The sequence below is a fragment of the Paragemmobacter ruber genome (assembly GCF_009908315.1).
GTDB classification, from domain to species: Bacteria; Pseudomonadota; Alphaproteobacteria; order Rhodobacterales; family Rhodobacteraceae; genus Paragemmobacter; species Paragemmobacter ruber.
In genome coordinates this window covers 951871-977936 of the sequence record NZ_JAAATW010000001.1, presented here as the reverse complement: position 1 = coordinate 977936, position 26066 = coordinate 951871, and the positions used below count along the sequence as shown (strand labels likewise).

The following is a 26066-nucleotide window of genomic DNA, read 5'->3' as shown; positions in this document are numbered from 1 at the left end:
CCATTTGATCATATTTCGTTTCAGGCATTGAACCCCATGCAGGGGCGTGGTCTGTCTGGGCCTGCTTGGGGGAGGGTGGTCATGCGCGTGTTCATCAACGGGTTCGGGCGGATCGGGCGGTCGGTGTTGCGGGCGGCGTTGCAGTCGCCGGACCGCTGGCCGGGGCTGGACATTGCCGGGATCAACGACATCGCGGCGGCCGAGATGTGCGCTTACCTGTTCGAATATGACAGTGTCTTCGGGCCTTGGCGGGGGACGGTTGCGCTGGAACCCGGGGCGCTGGTCGTAGATGGGCGGACGATTCCGCTTTATCGGACGCCCGATATCTCGGCCCTCGATCTGGCGGGGGTGGATGTGGTGATGGAATGCACCGGTCGCGCCGATGCACGAGAGGTGGCGGAGCGGGGCCTGCGTGCGGGCGCGCGCCGGGTACTGGTGTCGGGGCCGTCCAAGGCGGCGGATGTCACGGTGGTGTTGGGCGCGAATGAGATGGCGCTGCGCGATCAGGCGGTGGTGTCCAACGCATCCTGCACGACCAATGCGCTGGCACCTTTGGCAAAGCTGATCGACGATCATTGGGGGGTTGTCACCGGGTCGATGACGACCATTCACTGCTATACCGGCAGCCAGCCCACGGTGGATGCGCCGGCGGCGGATTATCCGCGGTCGCGGGCGGCGGCGCTGTCGATGGTGCCGACGACAACCTCGGCCAGCCGGTTGCTCGATGTGGTGCTGCCGCAGATTGCGGGGCGGATCGAAGGGTCGGCGGTGCGGGTTCCCACGGCCTCGGTCTCTTGTGTCGATCTGGCGGTGATGACGGCGAAGGCGGTGACGGCGGAGGAGGTGAATGCGGCGCTGCGGGCGGCGGGTGGGGTGATCGGGGCGACGGACCGGCCGCTGGTTTCCTCCGATCTGCGGGCGCGACCCGAAAGCATCGTGATGGCCTGCCCAGAGACACGGGTGACGGCGGGGGGGATGCTGCGCGTCTTCGGCTGGTATGACAACGAATGGGGCTTTTCCAACCGGATGCTGGATGTGGTGCGGCGGATGGTGTGATCCGCCGCGCCGTGCCGGTCAGACGGCCACGCGTTCGCCCAGTTCCACCACGCGGTTGCGGGGCAGGTGGTAGAAGTCGGACGGATCGGCCGAGAACCGCGACAGAAGCGCGTAGATGTTGTCGAGCAGCCGGTCGAGCCCGATCGGGCCGGTGACGACCGGCCTGCGCTTGCCCAGGAAGAAGGACGAGGCCATCACGTCGAACTTCAGCCCGGCCTTGCGCGCATGGGCCATGGCGCGGGTCACGTTCGGGGTTTCCATGAAACCGAACCGCAGGGTTAGGCGGGCAAAGCGGGGATTGATGACCTCGTAACTGGCGCGATCATCGGGGTCGGCGACGGGGATGCGCAGGGTTTCCACCGTGACAAGGACGTTCTGGTCATGCAGCACACGGTTGTGTTTCAGATTGTGGAGCAGGGCCGAGGGCACAATCGTCGGGTCTGGCGTCAGGAAGAAGGCGGTGCCGGGCACCACGGGGGCCGAGCTTTTCAGCATCGAGGTGGCGAAGCTGTCCAGCGCGATGGCCTGCCGGTGGGTATGGGCCAGAAGCTGCTGGCTGCCCCGCCACCACGCCAGCATGGCCAGCATGACAAGAGCGGCAAGCAGAAGGGGAACATAACCGCCATCATGGATCTTGGTCAGGTTCGAGGTGAGAAAGGCCAGTTCCAGGATGAGGATCGGCGCTGCGAGGATCAAGGTCAGCGGAAGGGACAGCTTGCCGGAGCGGGTGATGTAGACGATGGCCAAGAGGGTGGTCACCACCATCGTGCCGGTGACCGCGATGCCATAGGCCGAGGCGAGCGCCTCAGAGGTGCGGAAGGACAGGACCAGCGCGACGACGCCCGCCAGCAGCAGCCAATTGACCGCGCCGATGTAGATCTGGCCGCTCTGGTCATAAGATGTGTGGCTGATCTTCATCCGCGGCAGGAGGCCGAGCTGGATCGCGGCGCGCGTCATCGAGAAGGCGCCGGAAATCACCGCTTGTGCAGCAATGACGGTGGCGGCGGTGGCGATCAGGACAAGGGCGGGAAGCCAGGATTCGGGCACCAGACGGAAGAAAGGATCGTCGATGGCGGCGGGATCGGTCAGGACCAGCGCGCCCTGGCCGAGATAGTTGAGGATGAGCGCGGGCATCACCAGCGCGATCCAGGCGGTGATGATGGGTTTGCGCCCGAAATGGCCCAGATCGGCATAAAGCGCCTCGGCCCCCGTGACGGCGAGGAAGACCGCGCCGAGGACGAGGAAGGCGACCGTCTGGTGTTCCATCAGAAAGCCCAACGCGTAGCCGGGGGAGAAGGCGGCAAGGACGCCGGGATTGGCGATGATGTTCCACAGGCCGAGGGCGCCAAGGGTGAGGAACCAGACGGCCGTGATCGGCCCGAAGGCGAGCGACATCGCCCCTGTCCCGCGCCGTTGCACGAGGAAGAGGGCAAGCAGGATGCCCAGCGTCACCGGGACGATCCATTGGGCCAGATCGGGCAGGATGAGCCCGGCGCCTTCGACGGCGGAGAGAACCGAGATGGCCGGGGTGATGATCGCGTCGCCCGCAAAGAGCGCCGCCCCCGCCACGGCGAGGCTGAGCACGGGCAGGGAACGGTGGCCGATGGCAAGCCGGGCCAGCGTGTAGAGCGCGAGCACGCCGCCTTCGCCACGGTTGTCGGCCCGCAAAAGGAACAGGACATATTTCACCGTCACGATCAGGGTGAGGGTCCAGATCAGGAGAGAGAGCAGACCCAGCACCTCGGGCGCGGCGAGGCCGTCATCCGCGACGGGGCGCAGCGCTTCGCGGAAGGCATAAAGCGGTGATGTCCCGATATCGCCATAAACCACGCCGACCGCCCCGATCGTGAGGGCGGCAAAGCCCTGCGGCGGCGGGGGTGGCGGAGGTTCCGCCTCGTCGCGGAGGTAATCGGCAAGGTCGAGTTCGGAATCATCGAGCGTGCGGAGCGGATCGACGCCCGAAACCGTGGCAGACGGCTTCTGGTTCATGGGTCACGATTTGCGAAAGGGATGGTGGTGGCGCGTGGCAGGTCTGGAACCCGCTGGTCGCGATCGGACCTTGGCAGCGGTCCACAACACTCCGGAAGGCGCCGCGTGAGTCGCGGCAGTATTGGATCAGAATACGTCTCTTGCCGGTTGGCGACAACGAAATTCTGCGGCGCAGCAAGCGGGGCCGGGCGCGGCGTTGTCAGGGAAGGACGATCCAGGCGTTGTCGTAGTGGTGTTCTTCGATGTTCGGGGTGGGACCGATCCTGTCCACCACGGCAAAGAGACCGGGGGGGTGGAGGGGGGTCAGAACGCCGTGCCAGGTGCCGCGACGCAGGTTGATGCCCTGTGTGCCGTTGGTGAGAAAGGCGCGCGGCCTGTCGGCGGGGCTGGCGGCGACGATCACGAGGAAGGGGTCGGCCGTCATGGGAAGGAAGGCCTGCGAGCCGTCGGGATGGCGTTCGATCAGGTCGAAGCTGTAGGGAAGGGCGCGGGCTTCGGCCCGGAAAATCGAGATGCCGGCGCGGCCATCCGCGCCGAAATCGAGCGTGGCGCGATCGTGGTGGCGGCGGCAGAGGCCCGCATTGATAAGGCGGAAATCGCCCGCAGCCTCTAGCACATCGCCGAAGGGGGCGAAGGCGGGGGCGGTGAGCGGTTCGATCCTGATCTGTCGCATCTGTGTCGCCTGTCGGAGCGGGGGTCCTGCCCCCGCACCCCCCGGGGTATTTGGGCCAAGATGAAGGAGGGGACGAAGGATTGCTAGCGGCTTGGGCCGAAGGCGCCCGGGCCGCGCAGTTTGGCGTGGCGATTGACATCCTTGTAGAGGAGGTAGCGGAAAGGTCCGGGTCCTGCGGCATAGCAGGCCTGCGGGCAGAAGGCGCGGAGCCACATGAAATCGCCCGCCTCCACTTCCACCCAGTCGGTGTTGAGCTTGTAGACGGCCTTGCCTTCAAGAACGAAGAGTCCGTGTTCCATGACATGGGTTTCCTCGAACGGGATGACGCCGCCGGGTTGGAAGGTGACGATGTTGACATGGGCATCGTGGCGGATGTCGGCGGGATCGGCGAAGCGGGTGGTGGCCCAGCGCCCCTGCGTATCGGGCATCGCGATGGGGGCGAGATCGCGTTCGTTGATGCGGATGGGATCGGGCAGGGGAACGCCGGGGGCGGGTTCGTAGAGCTTGCGCAGCCAGTGGAAGCGGGTGGGTTCCGTGCCTTCGGCCAGCAGTTTCCACGGGGTGCCGGGCGGAATGTAGGCGTAGGAGCCCGGCTCCACCTCTTGCGCGTCGCTGCCGATGGTGAGGGTGGCAAGGCCGTGGGTGAAGAAGAGCCAGTGTTCGGCGCCGGTTTCCGCGTCGGGCGCGTCGGAGCCGCCGCCGGGGGCGACCTCCATCACATATTGGCTGAAGGTTTCGGAAAAGCCGGTCATGGGGCGGGCGATCAGCCAGAGGCGGGTCTTCGTCCAGCCGGGGAGGTAGGAGGTGACGATGTCCGAAAAGACGCCCTTGGGCAGGAAGGCATAAGCCGTGGTGAAGATGGCGCGGCCGGTCATCAGGCTGGTCTGTGGGGGAAGGCCGCCCGTGGGCGCGTAGTAGCCGGTCATGGCAGGAGGTCCTTGAGGCGAAGTTCGGCGATGCGTTCCACCTGCGCGCAGGCGGTGGCGAATTCGGTTTCGGTGTCGTTGCCGATGCGGGTGGCGAAGGCCTGCAGGATGGAGGCCTTGGTGTTGTCGCGCACGGCGATGATGAAGGGGAAGCCGTGCTTGGCGACGTAATCGGTGTTGAGCCGCTGGAAGGTGGCGCGTTCGTCATCGGTGAGGGCGTCGAGCGCGGCGCTGGCCTGTTCGGCGGTGGATTCGGGGGTCAGGCGTTTCGCGGCAGCGAGCTTGCCCGCAAGATCGGGATGGGCGCGCAGGACGGCAAGGCGCTGGTCGGGCGCGGCGCTGCGGAAGATGCGGGCGAGCGCGTTGTGCAGGCCGGTGGCGCAGTCATGCGCGGGGCCGAGTTCCAGCGCCCAGGCGCCTTCGGCAATCCAGGGGGAGTGTTCGAAGATGCCGCCAAAGCGTTCGACGAAGCGCTGCTTCGTCATCTGCGAGGGGCGTTCGATGCGGCGGTGGGGATGGGTGGTGGCCCAGTGGCGGGCGATGTCGATGCGGCGGGCGAACCAGACGCCTTGATGGCGCTGGGCGTGGTCGAGGAAGCGGATCAGGCCCGCGATCTTGCCCGGGCGGCCGATCAGGCGGCAGTGGAGACCGATGGAAAACATCTTGGCGCGGCCCTGCTGCCCTTCGGCATAGAGGGTGTCGAAGCTGTCTTTAAGGTATGTGAAGAACTGTTCGCCCTCGATATATCCCGGCGCGGTGGCAAAGCGCATGTCATTGGCTTCGAGCGTGTAGGGGATCACCAGCTGATCGCGGTCGCCCATTTCCAACCAGTAGGGAAGGTCGTCGTCATAGGTGTCGGAGATCCAGTCGAGACGGGCGGTTTCGGCCGTCAGGCGGACGGTGTTCATGGAGCAGCGGCCCGTGTACCAGCCGCGCGGCGGTTCGCCGACCACCTCTGCGTGCAGGCGGAAGGATTCGGCGATCTGGGCGCGTTCGACATCCTCGGCCATGTCGCGGTGATCGACCCATTTCAGGCCGTGGGAGGCGATCTCCCACCCGGCGGCTTTCATCGCCGCCACCTGTTCGGGGTTGCGGGCGAGGGCTGTGGTTACGCCATAGATGGTGACGGGAAGGCCCCGTTCGGTAAAAAGCCGGTGGAGCCGCCAGAAGCCTGCGCGCGCGCCATAGTCGTAGAGCGATTCCATGTTCCAGTGGCGCTGGCCCGGCCAAGGCTGGGCGCCTGCGATATCAGAGAGAAACGCCTCGGACTGTGCGTCGCCGTGGAGGATGTTGTTTTCGCCGCCCTCTTCATAGTTCAGCACCAGAGAGATGGCGATTTTCGCGCCCCCCGGCCATTGCGGATCGGGCGGGTTCGGGCCATGGCCCCGGAAATCGCGCGGGTAGCGGTTCACGTCGGTTTCCCCCGGTTGACCTTTGTTGCCGACAGCTTAGGCGGGAAATCAGGAAGGCTTTATCAAAAAATGCCTGAAAGACCTATCCGGTGGCGGGGACCGCGACGGACGGGTGCGGATGGGGTTAGGATGGGCGGGCAATGATGGAGGCAGGGATGAGCGGTGGACGTCTGACGACGCATGTTCTGGATACGGCGCGGGGCAAGCCGGCGGCGGGGGTGCGGATCCTGCTGTATCGCGTGAGCGGGAATTCGCATCGCAAGACCGCCGAGACGGTGACCAATGCCGATGGGCGCACGGATGTGCCGATGCTGACGGGCAAGGATTTCACGGAAGGCAGCTATGAGCTTGTCTTCTGTGCGGGGGAATACCTGCGGGCGACGGGGCAGGCGGCCGGGGATGTGCTGTTTCTGGACGAGATTCCGATCCGCTTCGGCGTGCCGGATGCAAGCCAGCATTACCATGTGCCGCTGCTGATCTCGCCCTTTGCCTATTCCACCTATCGCGGGTCCTGATCCAGCGGATCTATGAGATCAACCCCCATCCCCTCGAACGGGCTGGGGGACAATGTGGCCAGACGCGCGCCATTAGCGCGGGCGATCGCGGCGTTCTGGGCGGCGACCATGGGCAGGGTCTGACCGCCCCGCGCAGCACGGGCGAGGATGACCGCCAGATCGCGCGCGGCGGCGCTGTCGAAGGGCAGGACGCGGCCTGCGAAATCCTCGTTCACCATCGCGTCGATCTGGGCGACGGTGCGCTGGCGCAGGCCATCGGGCAGGCCTGCGGCGGCGGCGAGAAGCTCTGCCTCGGTCACGGTGGAGATGTGCAGCCACGCCGCTGGGTTGCGGGCGAACCAGTCCAGCAGGCGCCGGTCCGGATCTCGGTCCATCAGGGCCGAGAGGACCGGCGTATCAAGAAGGATCATGCCCGGCGTTCCATCAGGGGCAGGCTGACATTCAGCGCGGCAAAGCGGGCGGCGATGGCGGCGCCGAGATCGGCGCGGGGGTTCGTGGCGCCGACGGCACCGCGCAGGGTGATGCGGGCCTCTTCCTCCATCGAGCGGCCATGGGCGGCGGCACGCTGCTTCAGGCGGGCTTTCACGTCGTCTTCGAGGTTGCGGATGATGATGCTGGCCATCGGCTTGCTCCTTGTTCCACGTACAAGGGGCAACGGACGGGGGGCTGATATCTTAAATGATAGCAGCCTGACCCATACTTTTGCGGCGCTGCACCGCACCTGTGGATGCCACGATCCGCAACAGACGGCGGCGGTCGCCCGCACAGGCGGCGTCGATCAGGCCGCGCAGGGCGCCCTTGGCCTTCAGATGCGGGCCGAGGGTGGAATGGGTGAGGCCGGGATAGAGGATGTGATCGGTGCCGGGCGCTTCGGGAAAGCCCATCGCCTGATCCCGGTCATCGGCAAGGCCGTGGAAAAGGACATTCCACGTGGCGGGCGCGAAGGGTGGGGCACCGGTATCGGCAAGGCGGGCGGTCCAGTGCCGCCAGCGCGGATCGTCGAGGCGGGATTGCGGCCCGAGGGCGAGCACGGCGTCTAGCGGCGCGAGATGCGCCGCGCGCAGGGCGCAGACGGCCCCCATGGAGGAGCCGATGGCGATGCGCCGCATGGCGGGGCCCGCGGCGGCAAGACCGGCCGCAACCGCCGGGGCAAAGCCGGGATGCTGGCCCCAGCTGCGGGCGGCATCGGTGAAGAACAGCGCGCGGCGGTTCCCGGCCGTGGCCGAGGCCACGAATTCGGGCGACGGGGCGCGATCGGGATCATGGCCGATGCTGGCGAAGGCCAGCACCACGGCGTCGCCCGTCCCCGGGGCAAGATGCACCTGCCACGGCGGGTGATCATGGATCAGGCGCAGGGTCATGGCATCGCGAAAGCGGGAAGGCCTGCCATGCGGGCGGCCATGTCGGCCTTGATGCGGGTGATGATGTAATCGGTGAAGAGGCGGACTTTCGGATCCTTCAGCCTGCGATGCTGGGACAGGACAGAAAGTTGCGTGGGCAGCGGCGGGGTTGCCGTCGCGACGGGAACGAGACGGCCTTCCTTCAGATGTTCGGCAACCTCGAAGATCGGTTTCATCACGATGCCCCGCCCATCCAGCGCCCAGCCGGTAAGGACATCGCCATCATCCGATTCGTAGGGACCTGCGATTTCAAAGCGCCGGGGACCTTCGGGGGTGGCGAGGGTCCACTGAAACTCTTTCGCGCCGGGGAAGCGGAGGTTGAGACATTCGTGCCGGTCGGCCACCAGCGCCGCGCCGTCGGCGGGCATCCCGCGCCTTGCCACATAGGCAGGTGCGGCGCACAGGATGCGGGGGCAATCCGCGATGAGGCGGACCTTGAGGGTGGAATCCTCCAAAAGCCCGAGGTGGAAGGCGATGTCGAGCCCTTCGGCGGTGACGTCGATCACCCGGTCGGACAGGCGGAGGCGCACCTCGATCTGCGGATACTGGTCCTTGAAGGCCGGGACATGGGGGGCGATGAAGCGCCGCCCGATGCCCAAGGGGGCGGCGACAAAGATGGTGCCGCGCGGGTTCTGCGTGACATCCATCACCGCGGCCTCGGCCTCGTCTATCGCCTCAAGCACGCGGCGGGCGCCGTCATAGAAGATGCGGCCATTTTCGGTGGGCTGCAGTGAACGGGTGGTGCGGTTGAACAGCCGCACGCCAAGATGCTTTTCCAGTTCCGAGATGCGGGCAGAGGCGACGGCGGGCGAGCAGCGCTGATCCCTTGCTGCCGCACTCATGCTGCCCAATTCGTAGACACGCACGAACATTCTGATGTTGTTCACATAGGACATCGCCGCCCGGCCCCATTCTTTGCCATGGTTTGAAAGTGATTGGGCATTTGAAGGATTAACAGGCGAATGGCCCCCGGTATAGCCTTTCGAAAAAGCTTAAGGGAGCCGCGCCGATGGAAGGCATCTATGATTGGGCCGTGCTGTGGGAATGGGTGGAGATCGCGGCGCGCTGGACACATGTGATCACGGCCATCGCTTGGATCGGGTCGTCCTTCTATTTCATCGCGCTCGATCTTGGCCTGCGCAAGGCGCCCGGGATGCCGGAACTGGCCCATGGTGAGGAATGGCAGGTCCATGGCGGGGGCTTTTACCACATCCAGAAGTATCTGGTCGCGCCCGAGCGGCTGCCGGAACATCTGACCTGGTTCAAATGGGAAAGCTATGCGACGTGGCTTTCGGGCTTTGCCATGCTGGTGCTGGTCTATTACCTGGGTGCGGATCTGTATCTGATCGACGCCAATGTGATGGACCTTGCCGTCTGGCAGGCGGTGGCGATTTCGATCGGGTCGCTGGCCTTTGGCTGGCTGGCCTACAACACGCTGTGCCGGGTTTTCGTCAATGCCAACCAGACAGTGCTGATGGTGGCGCTCTTTGCCGTGTTGGTGGCGATGGCTTGGGGGTATACGCAGGTGTTTTCGGGCCGGGCGGCGCTTTTGCATCTGGGGGCCTTCACGGCGACGATCATGTCGGCCAACGTCTTCATGGTCATCATCCCGAACCAGAAGATCGTGGTCGCCGATCTGAAGGCCGGGCGCACGCCAGACCCGAAATATGGCAAGATCGCCAAGCAGCGCAGCACGCATAACAACTATCTGACGCTGCCGGTGCTGTTCCTGATGCTGTCGAACCATTACCCCTTGGTCTTTGCAACGGAATGGAACTGGCTCATTGCATCGCTGGTCTTTCTGATGGGCGTCACCATCCGGCACTGGTTCAACACCAAGCACGCGCGCAAGGGCAACCCGCATTGGACATGGGCCGCGACGGCGGTGCTTTTCCTGATCATCGCCTGGCTTTCGACGGCGCCGATGTCGATGCAGGCGCCCGCCGAGGAAGAGGGCGCGCAGTTGTCAGGGGCGGCGCTGACCTATGCCTCGGCCACGGGGTTCGAGGATGTGGTGGGCATCGTGCAGGGTCGTTGTGCCATGTGCCATGCGGCCGAACCGGTATGGGAGGGGATGTACTGGCCGCCCAAGGGCGTGGTGCTGGAGACGCCCGCGCAGATCGCGGCCGAGGCGCGGCGCATCTATCTGCAGGCGGGGATATCGCACGCCATGCCGCCCGCGAACCTGAGCTACATGGAACCGCAGGAGCGGGCGGCGATCGTGGCGTGGTTCCGCAGCGCCGGGGTGGCGGGGGTGGATGGCTAACCGCGCGTGAAGCGCCACACCGTGTGCTGCCGATACTCTTCGCCCGGCCGCAGGATGATGGAGGGGAAGCCCGCATGGTTTGGCGCATCGGGCCAGCCCTGCGCCTCGATCGCGAGGCCTTCATAGGGGCCGCGACCGGGGCGGATGGCGTTGCGCCCGTCATAGACCTGTATCCCCGGCTCGGTCGTGGATACCACCATCCCGATGCCGGACTGGCCATTCAGGCGCAGCACCTCGCGCAGGGGGAGGCGGGCGTTGGACAGGCAGAAGTTGTGGTCAAAGTGGTTCACGCCCGGGTCGATGCGGCGGGTCTTGCGGAAATCCATATCATCCTGATCTACCGGGCGGATTTCGCCAGTTGGGCAGAAATCGGGGGTCGTGGGCAGATAATGCGCGGCATCCACCCAAAGCCGGTGCCCTGCCCATGTTGGCGTGCCGTCAAGGTTCCAGTAGCTGTGATTGGCGAAGTTCACCGGCGTGGGCTGATCGGTGGTCACATGGACATGCAGATGCAGGCTGGCCCCGTCCACCTGAAAGGTGGCCGACACCCGGCGGTTGCCGGGAAAGCCGCCTTCATCATCGGGCAAATCAAGCTCTAGCCGCAGATCGCTTTCGGTGGCCTCGGCCAGACGCCAGACCTTGCGATGGGTGCCGGCCTGCCCGGAATGAAGGCTGTGGCGGTTGTCCTGATTGGCCTCGAACTGCAGGATCTGGCTGTCGATGGGCGCGCGGGCATGGCTGAAGCGGTTGGCGACGGGTCCGACCAGCGCGCCGTGATAACGCAGCGCATCGGCGTAATCCGACAGGCGGTCCGAACCAAGGGTCAGGTTGCGGGTTGCCCCCTCAAGCCAGACGCCCTGCAAGATCGCGCCCACGGTAAGGACCGACACGCAAAGCCCGTCGCGCCCGATGGTGATGCGCTGGACCGGGTCGCCATCGGGCGTGAGGCCGAAGGGGGCGATCCCCAGTTGTCGATCGGTCATCCGTTCCCCCCCGCGCGTCTGTTGCGCCAGTGGTGCAACCTGCGGGCGGGTGGGTCAAGCCTGTTCGCAGGGGTCTCAGGGCGTGGCGGTGACGCAATCGGCCATGGTCTGGGCGATGTTCCGCAGCAGCGTGGCATAGGCCTCGGGGCCCGGGTCGATCATGGATCCGTTGGGATCGAGCGGGGCGCCGACACGCGCGCCGGTGCCGTCGGCCAGTTGTTCGATCAGCGCGGGGTCATGCTGCGCCTCGGGGAAAAGGCAGAGCGGCGTGCCCTCCTCCACCCCGGCGCGCAGTTCGGCCAGCCGTGCCGCGCCGGGCGCCGTGGCATCGCCAAGCGCGACCGAGCCGAAGATTGACAGGTCGTAATGCGCGGCGAGATAGCCGTAGGCATCATGGTAGACGATCAGCGGCTTGTCCTGCACCGGGGCGAGGATGCCTGCCACCTCTGTATCCAGCGCGGCGATGCGGGCGCTGGCAGCTTCGGCATTGGCGGCATAGGTCGCGGCGTTGGCGGCATCGAGACGGCCCAGTTCTGCCGCGATGGCCGCAAGCCAGACCTGCGCATTGGCCGGATCAAGCCAGGCATGGGGATCGGTGCCCTCGTGGGTGTGCCCGTGGTCGTGCCCGTGATCATCACCGTGGTCATGCCCATGATCATCGCTGTGGTTCTCTGCGGTCTCTTCGCCATGGTCGTGGGCGTGATCGTCTGCAGCGGCCTGTTCTTCGGCGTGATCATGACCGTGGTCATGGTCATGGTCATGGTCGTGATCGTCTGCGGCCGCTTTTTCTGCGCCATGGTCATGGCCGTGTTCGGCCCCATGCGCCCCGTCTTCGGAAAAGGCGCGGGTTTCCGTTCCGGGCGCAGTCAGAAGGGCCAACCTTGCGCCGCTGTCGCCGATGCCGTCCAGCGCGCGGTCGAGCCACGGGGTCAATTCGGGGCCAACCCAGACCACAAGGTCGGCCTCGGCCAGAGCGGCGGCCTGTGAGGGGCGCAACTGGAAATCATGCTCGCTCGCCCCGCGCTCCAGCAGGAGTTCGGGCGTCCCGAGATCGCCCATCACCTGCGCCACGAGCGAGTGGATCGGGTGGATGTCGGTCACAACGCGCGGCACCTCGGCCATGGCGGGCAGGGCGGAGGCGACGCTGGCAATGGCAGAAGATATGATATAACGCATCGGGCGGCCCTTCCTGTGCAGATCAGGCGGCGCTATGAATGTTATAAAATAACATGTCAAGAGGCTCAGATGGCGACCCCGCTGCATCATGCCCATTCCGATGACTGCCCCGGCTGCACCACTGCACCCGAGGTAGCCTTTGCCCAGCATGACCACAGCCATTGCAGCGGGGACGTTCTGGCGCGGGCGGTGTCGCTGGCCGAGGCGCAGGGGGTAAAGCTGACGCCGGTCCGGCGGCGCGTGCTGGAAATCCTGTTGGAGGAACACCGCGCTCTGGGGGCCTATGACGTGTTGCAGCGGCTGGCGGCCGAGGGATTCGGGAACCAGCCGCCGGTGGCCTATCGCGCGCTGGATTTTCTGGTGGAGCACGGGCTGGCCCATCGCATCCGCCGCCTGAACGCCTTTGCCGCCTGCATGCATCCGGGCGAGGCCCACGCCCCGGCCTTTCTGATCTGCCGCGCCTGCAACCATGTGGCCGAGGCGCCGGCCGCCCCGGTGCGCGCCGCGCTGGATGCAGCGGCGGGCGCGCTGGGCTTCCGCATCGAGCGGTCGAATATCGAGGCGCTGGGTCTTTGCCCGGGCTGCCAGGCGGCGGCGGCATGAGCGCGCTGATCCGGGCCGAGCATCTGTCGGTGGCGCTGGACGGGCATCCGGTGCTGACGGATGTGTCGCTGGCGGTGGCGCCGGGCGAGATCGTCACCATCCTTGGGCCGAACGGATCAGGGAAGTCCACGCTGTTGCGGGCGCTGCTGGGCATCGTCCCGGCCACCGGCGGGCGTGTGGCCCGGGCGGAGGGGCTGGTGATCGGCTATGTGCCGCAGCGGCTGGCCGTGGATCGGACGCTGCCCATGACGGTGCGGCGGTTCCTGTCGCTGCCCAAACGGGTGGGGGATGCGGCGGCCATGGCCGCGCTGGCCCGTGTCGGCGTGCCGGACGTGGCACAGCGGCAGATGGCCGATCTGTCGGGCGGACAGTTCCAGCGCGTGCTTCTGGCGCGCGCCCTGCTTGCGGGGCCTGATCTGCTTGTCCTTGATGAGCCGACGCAGGGCTTGGACCAACCCGGCGAGGCGGCATTCTATCGGCTGATCGAAGAGGTGCGGCGCGAGACCGGGGTGGCGGTGCTGATGGTCAGCCATGACCTGCATGTGGTGATGGCGGCATCCGACCGGGTGATCTGTCTGAACGGGCATATCTGCTGCGAAGGCACGCCGCGCGTGGTCTCTACCGCGCCGGAATACCGCGCGCTGTTCGGGCTGGGCACGCAGGGCGCGCTGGCGCTGTATCAGCACGTGCATGACCATAGCCATGATGGTGGACATGATGCTGGGTCCGGCCATGCCCATCACTACGACCACACGCATCACGATCACCACCATGCTTGACGATTTCCTTGTCCGCGCTGCCCTTGCCGGGGTGGGGATGTCGCTGGCGACCGGGCCGCTCGGGTCTTTTGTCGTCTGGCGGCGGATGGCCTATTTCGGGGATGCCACGTCGCATGCGGCGATCCTTGGCGTCGCGCTGGCACTGGCGGCTGATCTGCCGGTCACCTTCGGCACGCTGGTGGTGGCGCTGGCCATGGCGGTGACCGTGGCGACGCTGGCGTCGCGGGGCTGGGCGATGGACACGACGCTGGGGGTCCTGGCCCATTCGGCGCTGGCCTTCGGGCTGGTGGCGGTAAGCTTTGTCCCCGGCGCGCGGACAGACCTTTCGGCTTGGCTTTTCGGTGACATTCTGGCCGTGACGCGGGGCGATCTGGCACTGATCTGGGGTGGCGCGCTTCTGGTGGCGGGATTGCTGATCTGGCGCTGGCAGGCGCTGCTGACCGCCACGCTGAACGAGGATCTTGCCCATGCTTCGGGCCTGAACCCGGCGCGGGAGCGGCTGGTGCTGACGCTGGCCTTGGCGGTGGTGGTGGCGGTGGCGATCAAGGTGGTGGGCGCGCTGCTGATTGCCGCCATGCTGATCATCCCGGCCGCGGCGGCGCGCGGGATGGCCCGCACGCCCGAGATGATGGCGCTGCTGGCAGTGGGGATCGGCGCCGCGTCGGCGCTGGCGGGATTGCAGCTGTCGCTCTGGCAGGACACGCCGGCAGGCCCGTCGATCATCGCGGCGGCCACCGCCATCTTTGCCCTGTCGGCGATGTTCGGGCGGATGGGGCGGCGATAAGCGCGCGGCCCGCCGTTTACCGCAGGTCGCGGATTTTACAGCCATGTCGCTTTTGTCTGCCAAGGGTCGGGTTGACTTGTCCGATTTGCGCAGGTTCGGGCAGATAAGGGGGCAAAACATCCTTCCGCGGAGTCGCCCCCAATGAAAACCCATGTAAAAGCCCTTGTCGTCGGCGGTGGAGCCGTCGGGAACGGCATCGCCTATCACCTCGCCAAGGCCGGTTGGGACACGATGCTGGTGGAACGGGACGAGTTGACCGCAGGCTCCACCTGGCATGCGGCGGGGCTGCTGCCCCTGTTCAACATGAGCTATGCGACCACCCACATCCACAAATACAGCGTTGATTTCTACAAGGGGCTGGAGGCGGAGACGGGGCTGAACCCCGGCTTCTATGTCGTGGGCAACCTGCGCATGGCCCAGCGGCAAGAGCGGATGGATGAATACATGCTCTATTCGTCGGTCGCCGAGACGGCGGGCGTCTACCACGAATTCCTGACGCCGAAGGAGATGAAGGATCGCTGGCCGCTGCTGCGGACGGATGATCTGGTGGGCGCGCTTTACCACCCGCAGGATGGCTACATCAACCCCGCCGACGTGACACAGGCCATGGCCAAGGGCGCGCGGCAACGGGGTGCCACCATCGAGCGGAAGATCCAGGTGGACGGCTATCGCTGGACGGGCAGCGAATGGATCGTGTCGGTCACCCGGATGGAAGACCGGGGCGGCAATCTGGTGCCGACCGAAGAGAAATACGACATCCACGCCGAGCATGTGGTGACGGCGACCGGCAACCACGCCCAGCGGACGGCGCGGATGCTGGGCATCAAGATCCCGGCGATTCCCGTCGAACATCAGTACATCGTCACCGAACCCGACCCGGCGCTGGTGGAATGGCGCAAGACCAATCCGCAGCACCCGGTGCTGCGCGATGCGGATGCCAAATGGTATGTGCGCGAAGAGCGCGGCGGCTGGATTCTGGGGCCCTATGAGCGCAACGCCCCAGCGCGCTTCCTCTATGATGTTCCGGCGTCGTTCCGGGCGGACCTGTTCCCGCTGGATCTGGAGCGGATCGAGGCGGAATACATGTCGATGATCCATCGCCTGCCGTCGTCGGAAACGGTGGGCCTGAAGGACGATTACAACGGCCCCATCTGCTATACGCCCGATGGCAACCCGCTGGTGGGCCCCGTGCCGGGCCTGCGCAACATGTGGATCGCGGAAGGGTTCAGCTTCGGGATCACGGCGGCGGGAGGCACGGGCTATTACCTGGCCCAGATGATGACGGAGGGCGAGGCCGAGATCGACATGGCCAGCCTCGACCCGCGCCGCTATGGCAACTGGATGACCACGGAGTACGCGGCGCGCAAGAACGAGGAATGCTATGAGCATGTCTTCATCCTGCACCACCCGGATGAAGAGCGCGAAGCCTGCCGCCCGCTGCGCACGGCACCCGTCTATGACAAGCAAAAGGCCTTGGGCGCGCAGTTCGGGCAGGTGAATGGCTGGGAACGGCCTATCTATTTTGGCCCCAAGGACGCGCCCGAGGATTTCGATCACCACACCCGGTCCTTCCGGCGCGGCGGCTGGTGGCAGTACGCGGTGGACGAGGCGAAGGCCATTCGCGAAACGGCAGGGCTGATCGACGCCACCGCCTTTACCAAGCATCTGGTGAGCGGCCCCGGCGCGACGGCCTTCCTTGACTGGTTCACCTGCAACGCGCTGCCCAAGGTGGGGCGGATCAACCTGACCTATGCGCTGACACCCACGGGGACCACGCGGACGGAATATACCATCGTCCGCAATGGCGAGAATGATTACTACCTCGTCTCTGCCGGGGCATGGACGGCTTATGACGCCGACTGGCTGCGCAAATGTGCCGAGGATTACATGGCGGGCGGTGGCGGCTGGGTCGACATCCACGATGTCACCACGCAATGGGGTGTCTTTGCGCTGGCCGGGCCGAACAGCCGCAAGATCCTTGCCGAACTGATCCGCGATGCCGAGCCGGAAACCGCGCTGTCGAACAAGCGCTTTCCGTGGCTGTCGGCGCGCAAGATCGAACTGGGCATGTGCCCGGTGAACGCGATCCGCGTGGCCTACACGGGCGAGCTTGGCTGGGAACTGCATCACCCGATCGAGATGCAGCGCTATCTGTTCGACCAGTTGCTGAAGGCGGGCGAAAAGCACGGGATGAAGCTGGTGGGTGCCCGCGCCCAGAACTGGCTGCGGCAGGAGAAATCCTATCGCGCTTTCGGCAACGAACTGGGCCGCGACGCGACCCCGCTGGAGGCCGGGCTGGATCGGTTCGTGGACCTGAACAAGGAATTTCAGGGCAAGGCCGCGATGCTGGCGACCGGCATCCGGTCGATGTGCGTGACGGTGCTGATCGACGGGCCGGATGATACCGATCCGTGGGGCAAGGAGGCGCTGATCGTGAATGGCGAAAAGGTCGGGCGTCTGACCTCGGGCGGCTATTCGGTGGCCTTCGGCAAGCAGATCGGGATGGGCTATGTGCGCCCCGATCTGGCCAAGGTCGGCACCAAGCTGCAAGTGCGGATCAACCGCGAGCTGTGGGATGCGACGGTGGTGGAGGACAGCCCCTTCGATCCGACGAATGCGCGCATCCGTATCGACGGCTGAGCGAAGGTGACATCGGGAAGGGCACCGGGCGCAGGTCCGGTGCCCTATCCTTTACGGGTGACGGTTTGCGGCAAGCCATGCCGCCCAGTCGGACGCGCTGCCGTCAAAGACGTTGATATCCACCTCGCCCGCGATGCCGGGGATGAGGCCGGTGCTGGTATATTGCCAGAAGGTCCAGTGGCGGCCGCCATAAACCTCGTCCGGGTGGGCGGCGACGGCGCGCAGCCAGAAGGGATAGTTCCCGACCCGCCACATCTCATTCTCTTGGTAGAAGTCCACGGTCGAATAGATGATCGGGCGCTGGCCATAGTGGCGTTCGACGATGTCGAGGAAGATCTTCGCCTCTGACCGCAGCACGCTGGCCGGGCGGCGGATGGTGCAGGTGGGCGAGAAGGGCGTCCATTCCATGTCCAGCACGGGGGGCAGGGCGCCAGGGGTGCGGGGGACGTTCTGGATGAAGAAGGCCGCCTGTTCGGCCGCCGGGCGGCAATGGTAGAAGAAGTGATAGGCCCCGCGCGGCACACCTGCGCGGCCTGCGCCGCGCCAGTTGTCGCGGAACATGGGATCGACCAGATCGCCACCCTCGGTCGCCTTGATGAAGGCGAAGTTCACGCCATTGGCGCGGGCTTGCCGCCAGTCGATCGCCGTCTGGAAACGGGCCACGTCAATGCCGTGGACGGCATGATCCTCTGGCCCGCGCGGGCCAAAGCTGGCGGGATCGGCATCACCGAAATTTGGCGGGATGACGCGGAACTGCGCGGGATTGGCGATCGCGCCTGCCGTGGTGGAGAGCGTGGGTGAAGGCGCAGGCCCACCACCGCAGGCGGCGAGGGCAAGGGAGAGGCTGAGGGCGGCGAGGATGCGGAACATGTGCGCAATGCTGACCGATCCGCTGCCGCCTGTCACGCCCCTTCGCCGGGACCTGCCGCCTTTCCGCCGGGCGCGCTGCGCGGCCCCGACGGATCAGCCAAACCGGGCTGGATCAAGCGCGGCGACAAGGCCTGCCGACAGGCCGGAGGGCCGCCCGCCGATCAGGTCGGCGGCAAGCTGGCTGGCGGCGGGGCAGGTCTGGAAACCATAGCCGCCTTGTCCGGCAAGCCAGAAGAAATCAGGCTGTCGCGGGTCACGCCCGATCACCAGCACCCGGTCGGGCGCAAAGGTGCGCAGACCCGCCCAGTTGGAGATGAGCCGCGTGACGGGTTCGGTGACCATCTCTTCATACCGGGCCAGACCTTCGGCCAGCACCATGTCATCGGCCCAGGCGTCATGGGGCGATTGTGGGTCTTCCTCGGCGGGGGAGACGATCAGGGCGCCCGCGTCCGGCTTGGCATACCACGTCTCGCCGGCGCCAAAGAGCATGGGCCAGCGGCTGATGTCATGCCCGCCCGGTGCCGGGATGCGGGCCATGGAGCGGCGGTTGGGGGTAAAGCCCAAGGGTTGGATCCCGGCCATGGCAGCGACCTCATCCACCCAAGCCCCCGCTGCGTTGATCAGGAGGCGGCCTGAAAACTCGCCCGCAGGTGTTGTGACCGTCCACCCCTCGCCGCCCCGCTCGATGGCGCTGACGCGGGCGCCGGTCACGATCTGTGCGCCGCGCGACCTCGCCTCGCGCGCGAAGCCCTGCAGCAGAAGATCGGTGTCGATGTCCCAGGCGTGGTCGGCCATGGCGGCCATGGCCACGCTGTCAGGGTTCAGGATCGGGACGATGGCGCGGGCCTCATGCACGCTGCAGCGTGTCATCTGCATGTCGCGGACCTCGGCCGCGAAGATATCCTGCTGATCGGCCTTGGCGACGATCATCAGGCCGCGCGGGGACAGCACATGGTCGGCCGCGCGGAAGTGGTCTTCGGAGGCAAGCGAAAGTTCCACCACGGCAGGCGCACCATAGCGGGGTTCATACAGCGCGGCGGATCGCCCCGAGGCGTGATGCGCCAGCGCGGCCTCGGCCTCCAGCACGGTGACAGAGCCCATCGCGGACAGGCGTGCGGCGGCGGAAATGCCGGCGATGCCGCCGCCGATGATCAGGAAATCGGTCATTCTTCCTCCAGCCGGTCGGTTGCCGGGGGTGGGGCGGGGTAGAGCGCGGACAGGCGTGCGCGCAGGTCCGGCGTCATGGGCATGTGAAGTGCGGCAAGCGAGGGCGCAAGCTGCGCCGCATCGCGGGCGGACACAAGCGGCACGACGGGCGTGATCGGGCAGGACAGGACCCACGCCACCGCCAGCGTGGCGGGATGCGTGCCGATTTCGGCCGCCAGCGCAGCCAGGCCTGTGGCGGCTGCATGCATGGCTTGCGGCGCATAGCGGGCGGCATATCGGCTGTCCTCGGACAGCCGCCCCGCGCCGCCTTGCGCATATTTGCCGGTGAGAAGCCCGCCACCCAGCGGCGAATAGGCGTGGACCGCGATCCCCTGATCGGCGCACATCGGCAGGATTTCCACCTCGGCCTGCCGTTTCACAAGGTTGTACATCGGCTGGATCACGTCGATCCGGCTGCCATAGCGCGCCGCGATGGCCTGCGCCTTCATCACCTGCCACGCGGCAAAGTTCGACAGGCCGATCCGGGCGATGCGCCCGGCCTGCTGCCATTCGACGAAAAGGGCGATGGTTTCCTCCAGCGGCGTGGCCGGATCGAAGCGATGCAGATAGAGCAGATCAACGCCATCCCTGCCTAGGCGGCGCAGGCTTTCGTCGAACTGCGCGATCAGATTGGCCCGGCCCGCCCCGCCGTCATAGCCCACCTTGGTGGCAATCCGCACCGCGCCGTCGCCCTGCGCAAACTCGCCCAGCAGGCGTTCGGACTGACCGGCGGTATAGACGTTGGCCGTGTCAAAATGGGTGATCCCGGCCTCGCGCGCGGCATCGAACATGGCGCGGGCGGCCTGCGCATCGGCGCGGCCGCCGAACTGCATGCAGCCAAAGGCAAGGGGGCAGGATGTCGTCATGGGCACGACCCTGCCACGGCGCTGCCCGGAAGGAAAGCCGCCGCCCGCCGCTTTGATGCCAGCCCGCGACAGGGCGCGCGACAGGGGTCTTTGTACGGCGGGGCGGGCATGAAAAAGGCCCGCCGGAGCGGGCCTTTCCCTCGATGACAGAGCCGATCAGGACGGGATTTCGCCCGTGATCCCTTCGACATAGAAGTTCATGCCCAGCAGATCGCCATCCGGCGCGGTCACGCCTTCGGCCAGCCACGGGGTGCCGTCCTGCTTGTTGATCGGGCCGGTGAAGGGGTGGTAGGTGCGCGCGGCGATCGCATCGCGCATCGCTTCGGCTTCGGCCTTCACGTCGGCGGGGACGGCATCGGTGATCTCGCCGATCTCGACCTCGCCCTCCGGGATGCCAGCCCAGCTGTCCACCTGCGCATAGGTGCCATCCAGCAGTTCGCCCACACGCTTGACGTAATAGGGCGCCCAGTTGTCGATGATCGACGACACGCGCGGAGACGGCTTGTAATCCGCCATGTCGGAGGCCTGACCAAAGCCGATCACGGCGCCGTTGGTCTTGGCCGCCTCGGCCAGCGGGGCAGTGGAATCGGTGTGCGACGCGATGACATCCACGCCCTGATCAATCAGGGCCTTGGCGGAATCGGCCTCTTTCGCCGGATCGAACCAGGTGAAGGCCCAGACGATCGACAGTTCCACAGCCGGGTTCACCTTTTTGGCGTGCAGATAGTAGCTGTTGATCCCCATGATCACCTCGGGGATCGGGAAGGACGCGATGTAGCCGATCTTGTTCGTCTTGGTCATCTTGCCCGCGATATGGCCCTGGATGGCGCGGCCTTCATAGAAGCGTGCGTTATAGGTCGACACGTTCGCGTGGTCGCGCTTGTAGCCGGTGGCATGTTCGAACTTGATGTCCGGGAACTTGGCCGCGACGGCGTTGGTCGCGTCCATGAAGCCGAAAGAGGTGGTGAAGATGATGTTGCAGCCCGACAGCGCCATCTGGGTCAGCACGCGTTCGGCATCGGCCCCTTCGGGCACGTTTTCCTGCCACACGATTTCGACCTTGTCGCCAAAGGCCTCTTGCACGGCCAGCGCGCCCTGATGGTGCTGGAAGGTCCAGCCGCCGTCACCGATGGGGCCGACATAGACGAAGCCCGCCTTGACCTTCTCCAGCCCCTGCGCAAGGGCCATCTTTCCCCCCATCATCGAGGCAAGGCCCAGCGCGGCGCCGCCCTTCAGGATTGTTCTTCTCTTCATTTCTTGCTCCCGGTTGCGGGGTCGGCAGCGACCCCGGTTGAATTGGCCTCAGCGCGAGGCGTGGAAGTTCTGGCCCAGCGCCGCCGGCGCGTTCAGCGCCGCCTTGCCCTTGCCAGAGGACATGATGACCAGCACGAGGATGGTTATCAGATACGGACTCATCGACAAGTATTCGACCGGGATTCGCGCCCCCGCCGCCTGCAGATTAAGCTGTAGCACGGTGATGCCGCCAAAAAGATAGGCACCAAGCAGCACGCGCCACGGTTTCCAGCTGGCAAAGACCACGATGGCCAGCGCGATCCAGCCTGCGCCGGCGGTGATGCCGTCGGTCCATTGGGGCACGCGGATCAGGCTGATATAGGCCCCGCCAAGGCCTGCCAGCGCGCCGCCGAAGAGGATGGCGAGGATGCGGATGCGCACCACCTTGTAGCCCAGCGCGTGGGCGGCGTCGTGGCTTTCGCCGACCGCGCGCAGGATCAGGCCCAGTCGGGTGTATTTCAGAACCGCCCAGACCGCGGCACAGGCCGCGATGGATAGGTAGACCATCCAGTCATGGTCAAAGAGAACCGGCCCAAAAAAGGGGATATCCGCCAGCGGCCCCAGCGGGACAGTCCCCGTCAGCGGTGGCTTGATCCCCACATAGCCCTGCCCGATCAGGCTGGACAGCCCCAGCCCGAACAGCGTGAGGGCAAGGCCCGTCGCCACCTGATTGGCCAGAAGCACCTGTGTCAGCACGGCGAAGACCAGGCTCAGACAGGCCGCGCCCAGCGCACCGCCCAGAAAGCCCAGATAAGGACTGCCCGTGATGACCGCCGTGGCAAAGCCGCAGATGGCGCCCATGATCATCATCCCCTCGACCCCGAGGTTGAGGACACCCGCCTTTTCCACCACCAGCTCGCCCAGCGCGGCAAGGATGATCGGAACAGATGCTACCATGAGCGAGGCGATCAGGATCGCCGGATTGATGCCGCCGAGATCCATCACAGGGCCTCCTTTCTGGTGCCGAAGCGGATGCGGAAGTTGGTGAGCAGATCCACCGCGAGGAGGAAGAACAGAAGCATCCCCTGAAACGCCTGGATCGCGGCGGCGGGCAGGCCCAGCATGAAGCTGGCCAGTTCGCCCCCGATATAGGTGAGCGCCATCAGAAGCCCCGCCAGCAGGATGCCGATGGGGTTCAGGCGGCCGAGGAAGGCCACGATGATGGCGGTAAAGCCATAGCCCACGTTGAAATCAATGCTGATCTGGCCCGAGGGGCCGGCCACCTCGAACAGCCCGGCCATCCCGGCCAGCGCGCCCGACAGGCCCATGCACAGAAGGACAAGGCGCGTCGGGCTGACACCGGCAAAGCGCGCGGCGCGGGGGGCCTGACCGGCCAGCTTGATCTGATAGCCGAGGATGTGGCGTTGCAGCAGGATATAGGCCGCGATGACCACGACGAAGGCCGCGATCACCCCCCAATGCAGCCCCGTGCCGGGGATGAGTTCGGGGTTCGCCATGGCCGGGATCTGGCTGAGGTTGCGGCTGCCGGGAAAGCCGCCGCCTTCGGGATTGCGCAACAGGCCCAGCGACATAGAGGCAAGGATGTTCTGCGCGATATAGACCATCAGGAGCGAGACGAGGATTTCGTTCGTGTTGAAGCGCGTCTTCAGGATGGCCGGGATCATCGCCCAGAGCCAGCCGCCAAAGACCCCGACGATCACCATCAGGGGAAACACCCAGCGCGTTTCCACCGGATAGAGCGCAAGCCCCACACCCGCGCCGAACAGCGCGCCCATGATGTACTGCCCCTCGGCCCCGATGTTCCAGATGCCTGCGCGGAAGCCCAAAGACAGGCCCACCGCGATCAGGATCAGGGGTCCGGCCTTCACCAGAAGCTGCGGGCGGGAGTAGGACGCGAACTGTTCGTTGAAGAGGGGATCCCAAAAGATCGTGCGGATCGCCTCCACCGGGTTCTTGCCCAGCATGGCGAACATGATCCCGCCTGCGATCATCGTCAGGATCACCGCAAGGATCGGCGTGGCCCATTGCCAGAAGGCGCTGGGCGAGGGGCGTTTTTCAAGCCGGATCATGCGCGGCACTCCGTGGCAGAGAGGGGACAAAATTCTTCGAAGAAATTTGCAAAAGTTTTCGAAAACTTTTGGGTCTCATCCTGCATGATGCGCGACCTCCATCCCGTGGGCGCCACCCATCATCAGGCCGATCTCGTCAACCGTCAGGCCTTCCACCGGGCGCGGATTGGTCAGGCGACCGGCATTGAGCGCGGCGAAATTGTCCGAGATTTCCAAAAGTTCATCCAGATCCTGACTGATCACCACCACCGCCGCGCCTTCGGCGGCGCGATCAAGGATCGCCTGCCGGATCGCCGCCGCCGCCGCCGCATCCACGCCCCAGGTGGGCTGGTTGATGACGATGACCGTGGGCGCCTGTGACAGTTCACGCCCCACGACGAATTTCTGCAGATTGCCCCCCGACAGCGCGCGGGCGGCGACATGGGTGCCCGGAGTGCGGACATCGAAATCCTTCACGATCTCGGCGGCAAAGCGCCCGGTTCCGGCCCAGTCGATGAAACCGTTCCGCACCAGCGCCTTGCGCACCGCGCCTGACAGAAGCGCGTTCTCTACCAGCGTCATGTCGGGGGCGGCGGCATGACCCAGCCGTTCCTCGGGGGCCGAGACAAGGCCCGCTGCACGGCGCGCGTTGGGGCCTGCCGCGCCCATCGCCCTGCCGTCGATCTTCACGGCGTCGGGGGGCGTGCGCAATTCGCCCGACAGCGCAAGGAGAAGTTCGTCCTGCCCGTTGCCCGCCACCCCGGCGATGCCCAGCACTTCCCCCCGGGCAACCCGGAAGTTCACATCCTTCAGACCCATCCCGAAGGGGATGGGCGAGGCCACGGAAAGCCCCGTCACCTCAAGCGCGACATCCCCCTTGGGCAGGGCGGCGCGGGCGGGCGGTGTCAGTGTCGCGCCGACCATCAGTTCCGCCATCTCGCGCGCCGACCGGTCGCGCGGGGTGCAGGTGGCCACCACCTTGCCGCGGCGCAGGATCGTCGCCTCGTCGCACAGCGCGCGGATCTCTTCCAGCTTGTGGCTGATGTAGAGGATGGCGGTGCCTTCGGCGGACAGTTGGCGCAGCGTCTTGAAGAGGATCTCCACCTCTTGCGGGGTCAGCACGCTGGTGGGTTCGTCCATGATCAGGAGCTTGGGGTTCTGCAGCAGGCAGCGGATGATCTCGACCCTCTGACGTTCTCCGGCCGACAGATCGCCCACGATCCGACCGGGATCGAGCGGCAGGCCATATTCGGCGCTGACCTTCTGGATCCGGCTTGCCAATTCGCGCATGGGGGGCGGGTTCTCCATCCCGAGGGCCACGTTCTCGGCCACAGTCAGGGCTTCGAACAGGCTGAAATGCTGAAACACCATCGCCACCCCTGCGGCACGGGCGGCCTTGGGTTCGGTGGGTTGATAGGGCTTTCCGCGAAACCGCATGCTGCCGCTGTCAGGCTTCACGAGGCCATAGATCATCTTGACCAGCGTGGATTTGCCCGCGCCGTTCTCGCCCAGCAGGGCATGCACCTCGCCTTCGGCGATGGCGAAGGACACGTCGCTGTTTGCGACAACGCCCGGATAGGCCTTGGTCACGCCTTGCACGGCCAGAAGCTCTGGCCGTGTTGTCTTGTCCGTCCCTGTCATCCCGCGTTCTCCTGTCGTGACGCGTGTTGTGTTTTGTTGCGAAGGAAGGCCGCGGCGACGCCCACGGCGATGGCCTGCGGATGTTTGCCCAAGGCGGGATCGCCGATCGGGCAGGCGATGCGGGCGATGCTGGCGGGGCCGTGCCCTAAGGACGCAAGCCGCGACCGGAAGCGCGCCGATTTCGTGGCCGATCCGATCAGACCGCAGGCGGCGAAGCCATGGGACAGCAGCCGGTGGCACAGTTCGAGATCGAGCGCGTGAGAGAAGGTGACGATCAGGTGTTCGGCATCCGGCGGTGCGTCGGCCACGGCCAATGCGGGATCGGCTTCGATCCGGGGTGTGACGTTGGCAGGGATGGCGTAGGGGAAGCGGTCGGCGGCGATGTCGATCCATGTGATCGCGACACCCGGCAGGGGGGTCAGCACATTCACCAGCGCCCGGCCCACATGGCCCGCGCCCCAGATCCAGAGATGGCGGTCGGGGCGGGCGATGGGTTCCACCATCCAACCCTGCAGCAAGACGGGTTTCGGAAGGACACCTTCGCCCCGCGCGCGCGCAGCAAGGCGCTTGACCGAAAGCGGCATCTGCCGCCCATCGATGGGGCGCGCAAAGACGCCTTCGTCGGGTTCGGGAAGGGTGGTTTCGGTGAAGACTTCGGTCAGCAGGGTGACCGCGCCGCCGCAGCATTGGCCGAGTTTGGGGCCAAGCGCCTCTCGCGTGAGGAGCGGCCGGGTTTCGGCAAGATGGGCGCGGGCGCGGATGGTGGCCTCGTGCTCCAGCGCGCCGCCGCCGATGGTGCCGGACTGTCCCGATGCCCAGACCAGCATGGCGGCGCCAACTTCGCGCGGGCTGGACCCGTCATGCGCGGCAATCACGACGCGGGCGACGGGGCCATGGGCGGCGACTGTGGCGTGCAGGGTGGCGAGGTCAAACATGCAGTGCCCCCGGTCGAAAGCGATTCCTGCACACAGAAATCGTA

General features: G+C 66.1%; 25 protein-coding genes. 7 read left to right on the top strand and 18 right to left on the bottom strand.

From position 1 onward, the window contains the following. The first annotated feature begins 81 nt into the window (after positions 1–81). Positions 82–1056, top strand: a complete 975-nt coding sequence (locus GU920_RS04700; protein WP_161765787.1) for a type I glyceraldehyde-3-phosphate dehydrogenase — start codon at positions 82–84, stop codon at positions 1054–1056. Between the two features lie 18 nt (positions 1057–1074). Here the strand turns inward: GU920_RS04700 and GU920_RS04695 are convergent, their stop codons facing one another. From GU920_RS04695 to puuE, 4 genes are all read right to left on the bottom strand, one after another. After that, the gene (locus tag GU920_RS04695; protein ID WP_161765786.1) at positions 1075–3045 is read right to left on the bottom strand and encodes a potassium transporter Kup; all 1971 of its coding nucleotides are present in this window, start codon (positions 3043–3045) and stop codon (positions 1075–1077) included. 199 nt (positions 3046–3244) lie between these two features. Next, the gene (locus GU920_RS04690) at positions 3245–3718 is read right to left on the bottom strand and encodes an ureidoglycolate lyase (protein WP_161765785.1); all 474 of its coding nucleotides are present in this window, start codon (positions 3716–3718) and stop codon (positions 3245–3247) included. 83 nt (positions 3719–3801) lie between these two features. Then, on the bottom strand, positions 3802–4644 hold the full coding sequence (locus tag GU920_RS04685) for a bifunctional allantoicase/(S)-ureidoglycine aminohydrolase (RefSeq protein WP_161765784.1): 843 nt from the start codon (positions 4642–4644) through the stop codon (positions 3802–3804). Further along, positions 4641–6056 (bottom strand): allantoinase PuuE, encoded by a 1416-nt coding sequence (puuE, locus tag GU920_RS04680; protein ID WP_161765783.1) that lies wholly within the window; start codon positions 6054–6056, stop codon positions 4641–4643. The genes GU920_RS04685 and puuE overlap by 4 nt, the downstream gene beginning before the upstream one ends. Before the next feature lie 155 nt (positions 6057–6211). Here puuE and uraH point away from each other — a divergent pair, with 155 nt between their 5' ends. Further along, the gene (gene uraH, locus GU920_RS04675) at positions 6212–6571 is read left to right on the top strand and encodes a hydroxyisourate hydrolase (protein ID WP_161765782.1); all 360 of its coding nucleotides are present in this window, start codon (positions 6212–6214) and stop codon (positions 6569–6571) included. Here the strand turns inward: uraH and GU920_RS04670 are convergent. The 4 genes from GU920_RS04670 to GU920_RS04655 are packed head-to-tail and all read right to left on the bottom strand — an operon-like array spanning position 6556 to position 8867. Continuing rightward, complete coding sequence (locus GU920_RS04670; protein WP_161765781.1) at positions 6556–6981, bottom strand: PIN domain-containing protein; 426 nt, start codon at positions 6979–6981, stop codon at positions 6556–6558. The genes uraH and GU920_RS04670 overlap by 16 nt on opposite strands. Beyond that, on the bottom strand, positions 6978–7193 hold the full coding sequence (locus GU920_RS04665) for a FitA-like ribbon-helix-helix domain-containing protein (RefSeq protein WP_161765780.1): 216 nt from the start codon (positions 7191–7193) through the stop codon (positions 6978–6980). The genes GU920_RS04670 and GU920_RS04665 overlap by 4 nt, the downstream gene beginning before the upstream one ends. A gap of 52 nt (positions 7194–7245) precedes the next feature. Then, a complete protein-coding gene (locus GU920_RS04660; RefSeq protein ID WP_161765779.1) occupies positions 7246–7932 on the bottom strand; it encodes a hypothetical protein in 687 nt (228 codons plus the stop codon). Continuing rightward, positions 7929–8867 (bottom strand): LysR family transcriptional regulator, encoded by a 939-nt coding sequence (locus tag GU920_RS04655; RefSeq protein WP_161765778.1) that lies wholly within the window; start codon positions 8865–8867, stop codon positions 7929–7931. Before GU920_RS04655 ends, GU920_RS04660 begins: the two co-directional genes overlap by 4 nt. 122 nt (positions 8868–8989) lie before the next feature. Between GU920_RS04655 and GU920_RS04650 the strand changes: the two genes are divergently transcribed. Next, positions 8990–10237, top strand: a complete 1248-nt coding sequence (locus GU920_RS04650) for a urate hydroxylase PuuD (RefSeq protein WP_161766526.1) — start codon at positions 8990–8992, stop codon at positions 10235–10237. On the opposite strand, the gene GU920_RS04645 is transcribed toward GU920_RS04650, so the two are convergent. Next, positions 10234–11220 (bottom strand): aldose epimerase family protein, encoded by a 987-nt coding sequence (locus GU920_RS04645; RefSeq protein WP_161765777.1) that lies wholly within the window; start codon positions 11218–11220, stop codon positions 10234–10236. The genes GU920_RS04650 and GU920_RS04645 overlap by 4 nt on opposite strands. Before the next feature lie 75 nt (positions 11221–11295). After that, positions 11296–12396, bottom strand: coding sequence for a zinc ABC transporter substrate-binding protein (locus tag GU920_RS04640; protein WP_161765776.1), 1101 nt, complete (start codon positions 12394–12396; stop codon positions 11296–11298). Positions 12397–12465: 69 nt separating this feature from the next. Here GU920_RS04640 and GU920_RS04635 point away from each other — a divergent pair, with 69 nt between their 5' ends. The 4 genes from GU920_RS04635 to GU920_RS04620 all read left to right on the top strand — a co-directional run bounded on the left by GU920_RS04635 (position 12466) and on the right by GU920_RS04620 (position 17202). Continuing rightward, positions 12466–12999 (top strand): Fur family transcriptional regulator, encoded by a 534-nt coding sequence (locus GU920_RS04635; protein ID WP_161765775.1) that lies wholly within the window; start codon positions 12466–12468, stop codon positions 12997–12999. Then, positions 12996–13778, top strand: a complete 783-nt coding sequence (locus tag GU920_RS04630) for an ATP-binding cassette domain-containing protein (protein ID WP_161765774.1) — start codon at positions 12996–12998, stop codon at positions 13776–13778. The genes GU920_RS04635 and GU920_RS04630 overlap by 4 nt, the downstream gene beginning before the upstream one ends. Beyond that, a complete protein-coding gene (locus GU920_RS04625) occupies positions 13771–14562 on the top strand; it encodes a metal ABC transporter permease (protein WP_161766525.1) in 792 nt (263 codons plus the stop codon). The genes GU920_RS04630 and GU920_RS04625 overlap by 8 nt, the downstream gene beginning before the upstream one ends. A 141-nt stretch (positions 14563–14703) precedes the next feature. Then, positions 14704–17202, top strand: a complete 2499-nt coding sequence (locus tag GU920_RS04620; protein WP_161765773.1) for a GcvT family protein — start codon at positions 14704–14706, stop codon at positions 17200–17202. A 51-nt stretch (positions 17203–17253) separates the two neighbouring features. Here GU920_RS04620 and GU920_RS04615 read toward each other — a convergent pair whose 3' ends face one another. The 8 genes from GU920_RS04615 to xdhC all read right to left on the bottom strand — a co-directional run bounded on the left by GU920_RS04615 (position 17254) and on the right by xdhC (position 26022). Further along, positions 17254–18072, bottom strand: coding sequence for a glycoside hydrolase family 25 protein (locus GU920_RS04615; protein ID WP_161766524.1), 819 nt, complete (start codon positions 18070–18072; stop codon positions 17254–17256). A 93-nt stretch (positions 18073–18165) separates the two neighbouring features. After that, positions 18166–19239, bottom strand: coding sequence for an NAD(P)/FAD-dependent oxidoreductase (locus tag GU920_RS04610; RefSeq protein ID WP_161765772.1), 1074 nt, complete (start codon positions 19237–19239; stop codon positions 18166–18168). Further along, the gene (locus GU920_RS04605) at positions 19236–20144 is read right to left on the bottom strand and encodes an aldo/keto reductase (RefSeq protein ID WP_161765771.1); all 909 of its coding nucleotides are present in this window, start codon (positions 20142–20144) and stop codon (positions 19236–19238) included. Before GU920_RS04605 ends, GU920_RS04610 begins: the two co-directional genes overlap by 4 nt. Before the next feature lie 156 nt (positions 20145–20300). Then, positions 20301–21398 (bottom strand): BMP family ABC transporter substrate-binding protein, encoded by a 1098-nt coding sequence (locus tag GU920_RS04600; RefSeq protein ID WP_161765770.1) that lies wholly within the window; start codon positions 21396–21398, stop codon positions 20301–20303. 48 nt (positions 21399–21446) lie between these two features. Continuing rightward, positions 21447–22379: an ABC transporter permease gene (locus tag GU920_RS04595; protein ID WP_161765769.1), complete on the bottom strand. Its 933-nt coding sequence runs from the start codon at positions 22377–22379 to the stop codon at positions 21447–21449. Further along, positions 22379–23467 carry an ABC transporter permease gene (locus GU920_RS04590; RefSeq protein WP_161765768.1) on the bottom strand — a complete coding sequence of 363 codons (1089 nt, stop codon included), beginning with the start codon at positions 23465–23467 and terminating at the stop codon, positions 22379–22381. Before GU920_RS04590 ends, GU920_RS04595 begins: the two co-directional genes overlap by 1 nt. Positions 23468–23542: 75 nt before the next feature. After that, a complete protein-coding gene (locus GU920_RS04585) occupies positions 23543–25087 on the bottom strand; it encodes an ABC transporter ATP-binding protein (RefSeq protein ID WP_161765767.1) in 1545 nt (514 codons plus the stop codon). Continuing rightward, positions 25084–26022: a xanthine dehydrogenase accessory protein XdhC gene (gene xdhC, locus GU920_RS04580; protein WP_161765766.1), complete on the bottom strand. Its 939-nt coding sequence runs from the start codon at positions 26020–26022 to the stop codon at positions 25084–25086. The genes GU920_RS04585 and xdhC overlap by 4 nt, the downstream gene beginning before the upstream one ends. Positions 26023–26066 lie beyond the last annotated feature (44 nt).

Excerpts from the sequence above, each read along its gene's own strand:
- GU920_RS04700 (WP_161765787.1), top strand. The coding sequence starts at position 82 with ATGCGCGTGTTCATCAACGGGTTCGGGCGGATCGGGCGGTCGGTGTTG.
- GU920_RS04695 (WP_161765786.1), bottom strand. The coding sequence starts at position 3,045 with ATGAACCAGAAGCCGTCTGCCACGGTTTCGGGCGTCGATCCGCTCCGC.
- GU920_RS04690 (WP_161765785.1), bottom strand. The coding sequence starts at position 3,718 with ATGCGACAGATCAGGATCGAACCGCTCACCGCCCCCGCCTTCGCCCCC.
- GU920_RS04685 (WP_161765784.1), bottom strand. The coding sequence starts at position 4,644 with ATGACCGGCTACTACGCGCCCACGGGCGGCCTTCCCCCACAGACCAGC.
- uraH (WP_161765782.1), top strand. The coding sequence starts at position 6,212 with ATGAGCGGTGGACGTCTGACGACGCATGTTCTGGATACGGCGCGGGGC.
- GU920_RS04670 (WP_161765781.1), bottom strand. The coding sequence starts at position 6,981 with ATGATCCTTCTTGATACGCCGGTCCTCTCGGCCCTGATGGACCGAGAT.
- GU920_RS04665 (WP_161765780.1), bottom strand. The coding sequence starts at position 7,193 with ATGGCCAGCATCATCATCCGCAACCTCGAAGACGACGTGAAAGCCCGC.
- GU920_RS04660 (WP_161765779.1), bottom strand. The coding sequence starts at position 7,932 with ATGACCCTGCGCCTGATCCATGATCACCCGCCGTGGCAGGTGCATCTT.
- GU920_RS04655 (WP_161765778.1), bottom strand. The coding sequence starts at position 8,867 with ATGTCCTATGTGAACAACATCAGAATGTTCGTGCGTGTCTACGAATTG.
- GU920_RS04645 (WP_161765777.1), bottom strand. The coding sequence starts at position 11,220 with ATGACCGATCGACAACTGGGGATCGCCCCCTTCGGCCTCACGCCCGAT.
- GU920_RS04640 (WP_161765776.1), bottom strand. The coding sequence starts at position 12,396 with ATGCGTTATATCATATCTTCTGCCATTGCCAGCGTCGCCTCCGCCCTG.
- GU920_RS04635 (WP_161765775.1), top strand. The coding sequence starts at position 12,466 with ATGGCGACCCCGCTGCATCATGCCCATTCCGATGACTGCCCCGGCTGC.
- GU920_RS04630 (WP_161765774.1), top strand. The coding sequence starts at position 12,996 with ATGAGCGCGCTGATCCGGGCCGAGCATCTGTCGGTGGCGCTGGACGGG.
- GU920_RS04625 (WP_161766525.1), top strand. The coding sequence starts at position 13,771 with ATGCTTGACGATTTCCTTGTCCGCGCTGCCCTTGCCGGGGTGGGGATG.
- GU920_RS04620 (WP_161765773.1), top strand. The coding sequence starts at position 14,704 with ATGAAAACCCATGTAAAAGCCCTTGTCGTCGGCGGTGGAGCCGTCGGG.
- GU920_RS04615 (WP_161766524.1), bottom strand. The coding sequence starts at position 18,072 with ATGTTCCGCATCCTCGCCGCCCTCAGCCTCTCCCTTGCCCTCGCCGCC.
- GU920_RS04610 (WP_161765772.1), bottom strand. The coding sequence starts at position 19,239 with ATGACCGATTTCCTGATCATCGGCGGCGGCATCGCCGGCATTTCCGCC.
- GU920_RS04605 (WP_161765771.1), bottom strand. The coding sequence starts at position 20,144 with ATGACGACATCCTGCCCCCTTGCCTTTGGCTGCATGCAGTTCGGCGGC.
- GU920_RS04600 (WP_161765770.1), bottom strand. The coding sequence starts at position 21,398 with ATGAAGAGAAGAACAATCCTGAAGGGCGGCGCCGCGCTGGGCCTTGCC.
- GU920_RS04595 (WP_161765769.1), bottom strand. The coding sequence starts at position 22,379 with ATGGATCTCGGCGGCATCAATCCGGCGATCCTGATCGCCTCGCTCATG.
- GU920_RS04590 (WP_161765768.1), bottom strand. The coding sequence starts at position 23,467 with ATGATCCGGCTTGAAAAACGCCCCTCGCCCAGCGCCTTCTGGCAATGG.
- GU920_RS04585 (WP_161765767.1), bottom strand. The coding sequence starts at position 25,087 with ATGACAGGGACGGACAAGACAACACGGCCAGAGCTTCTGGCCGTGCAA.
- xdhC (WP_161765766.1), bottom strand. The coding sequence starts at position 26,022 with ATGTTTGACCTCGCCACCCTGCACGCCACAGTCGCCGCCCATGGCCCC.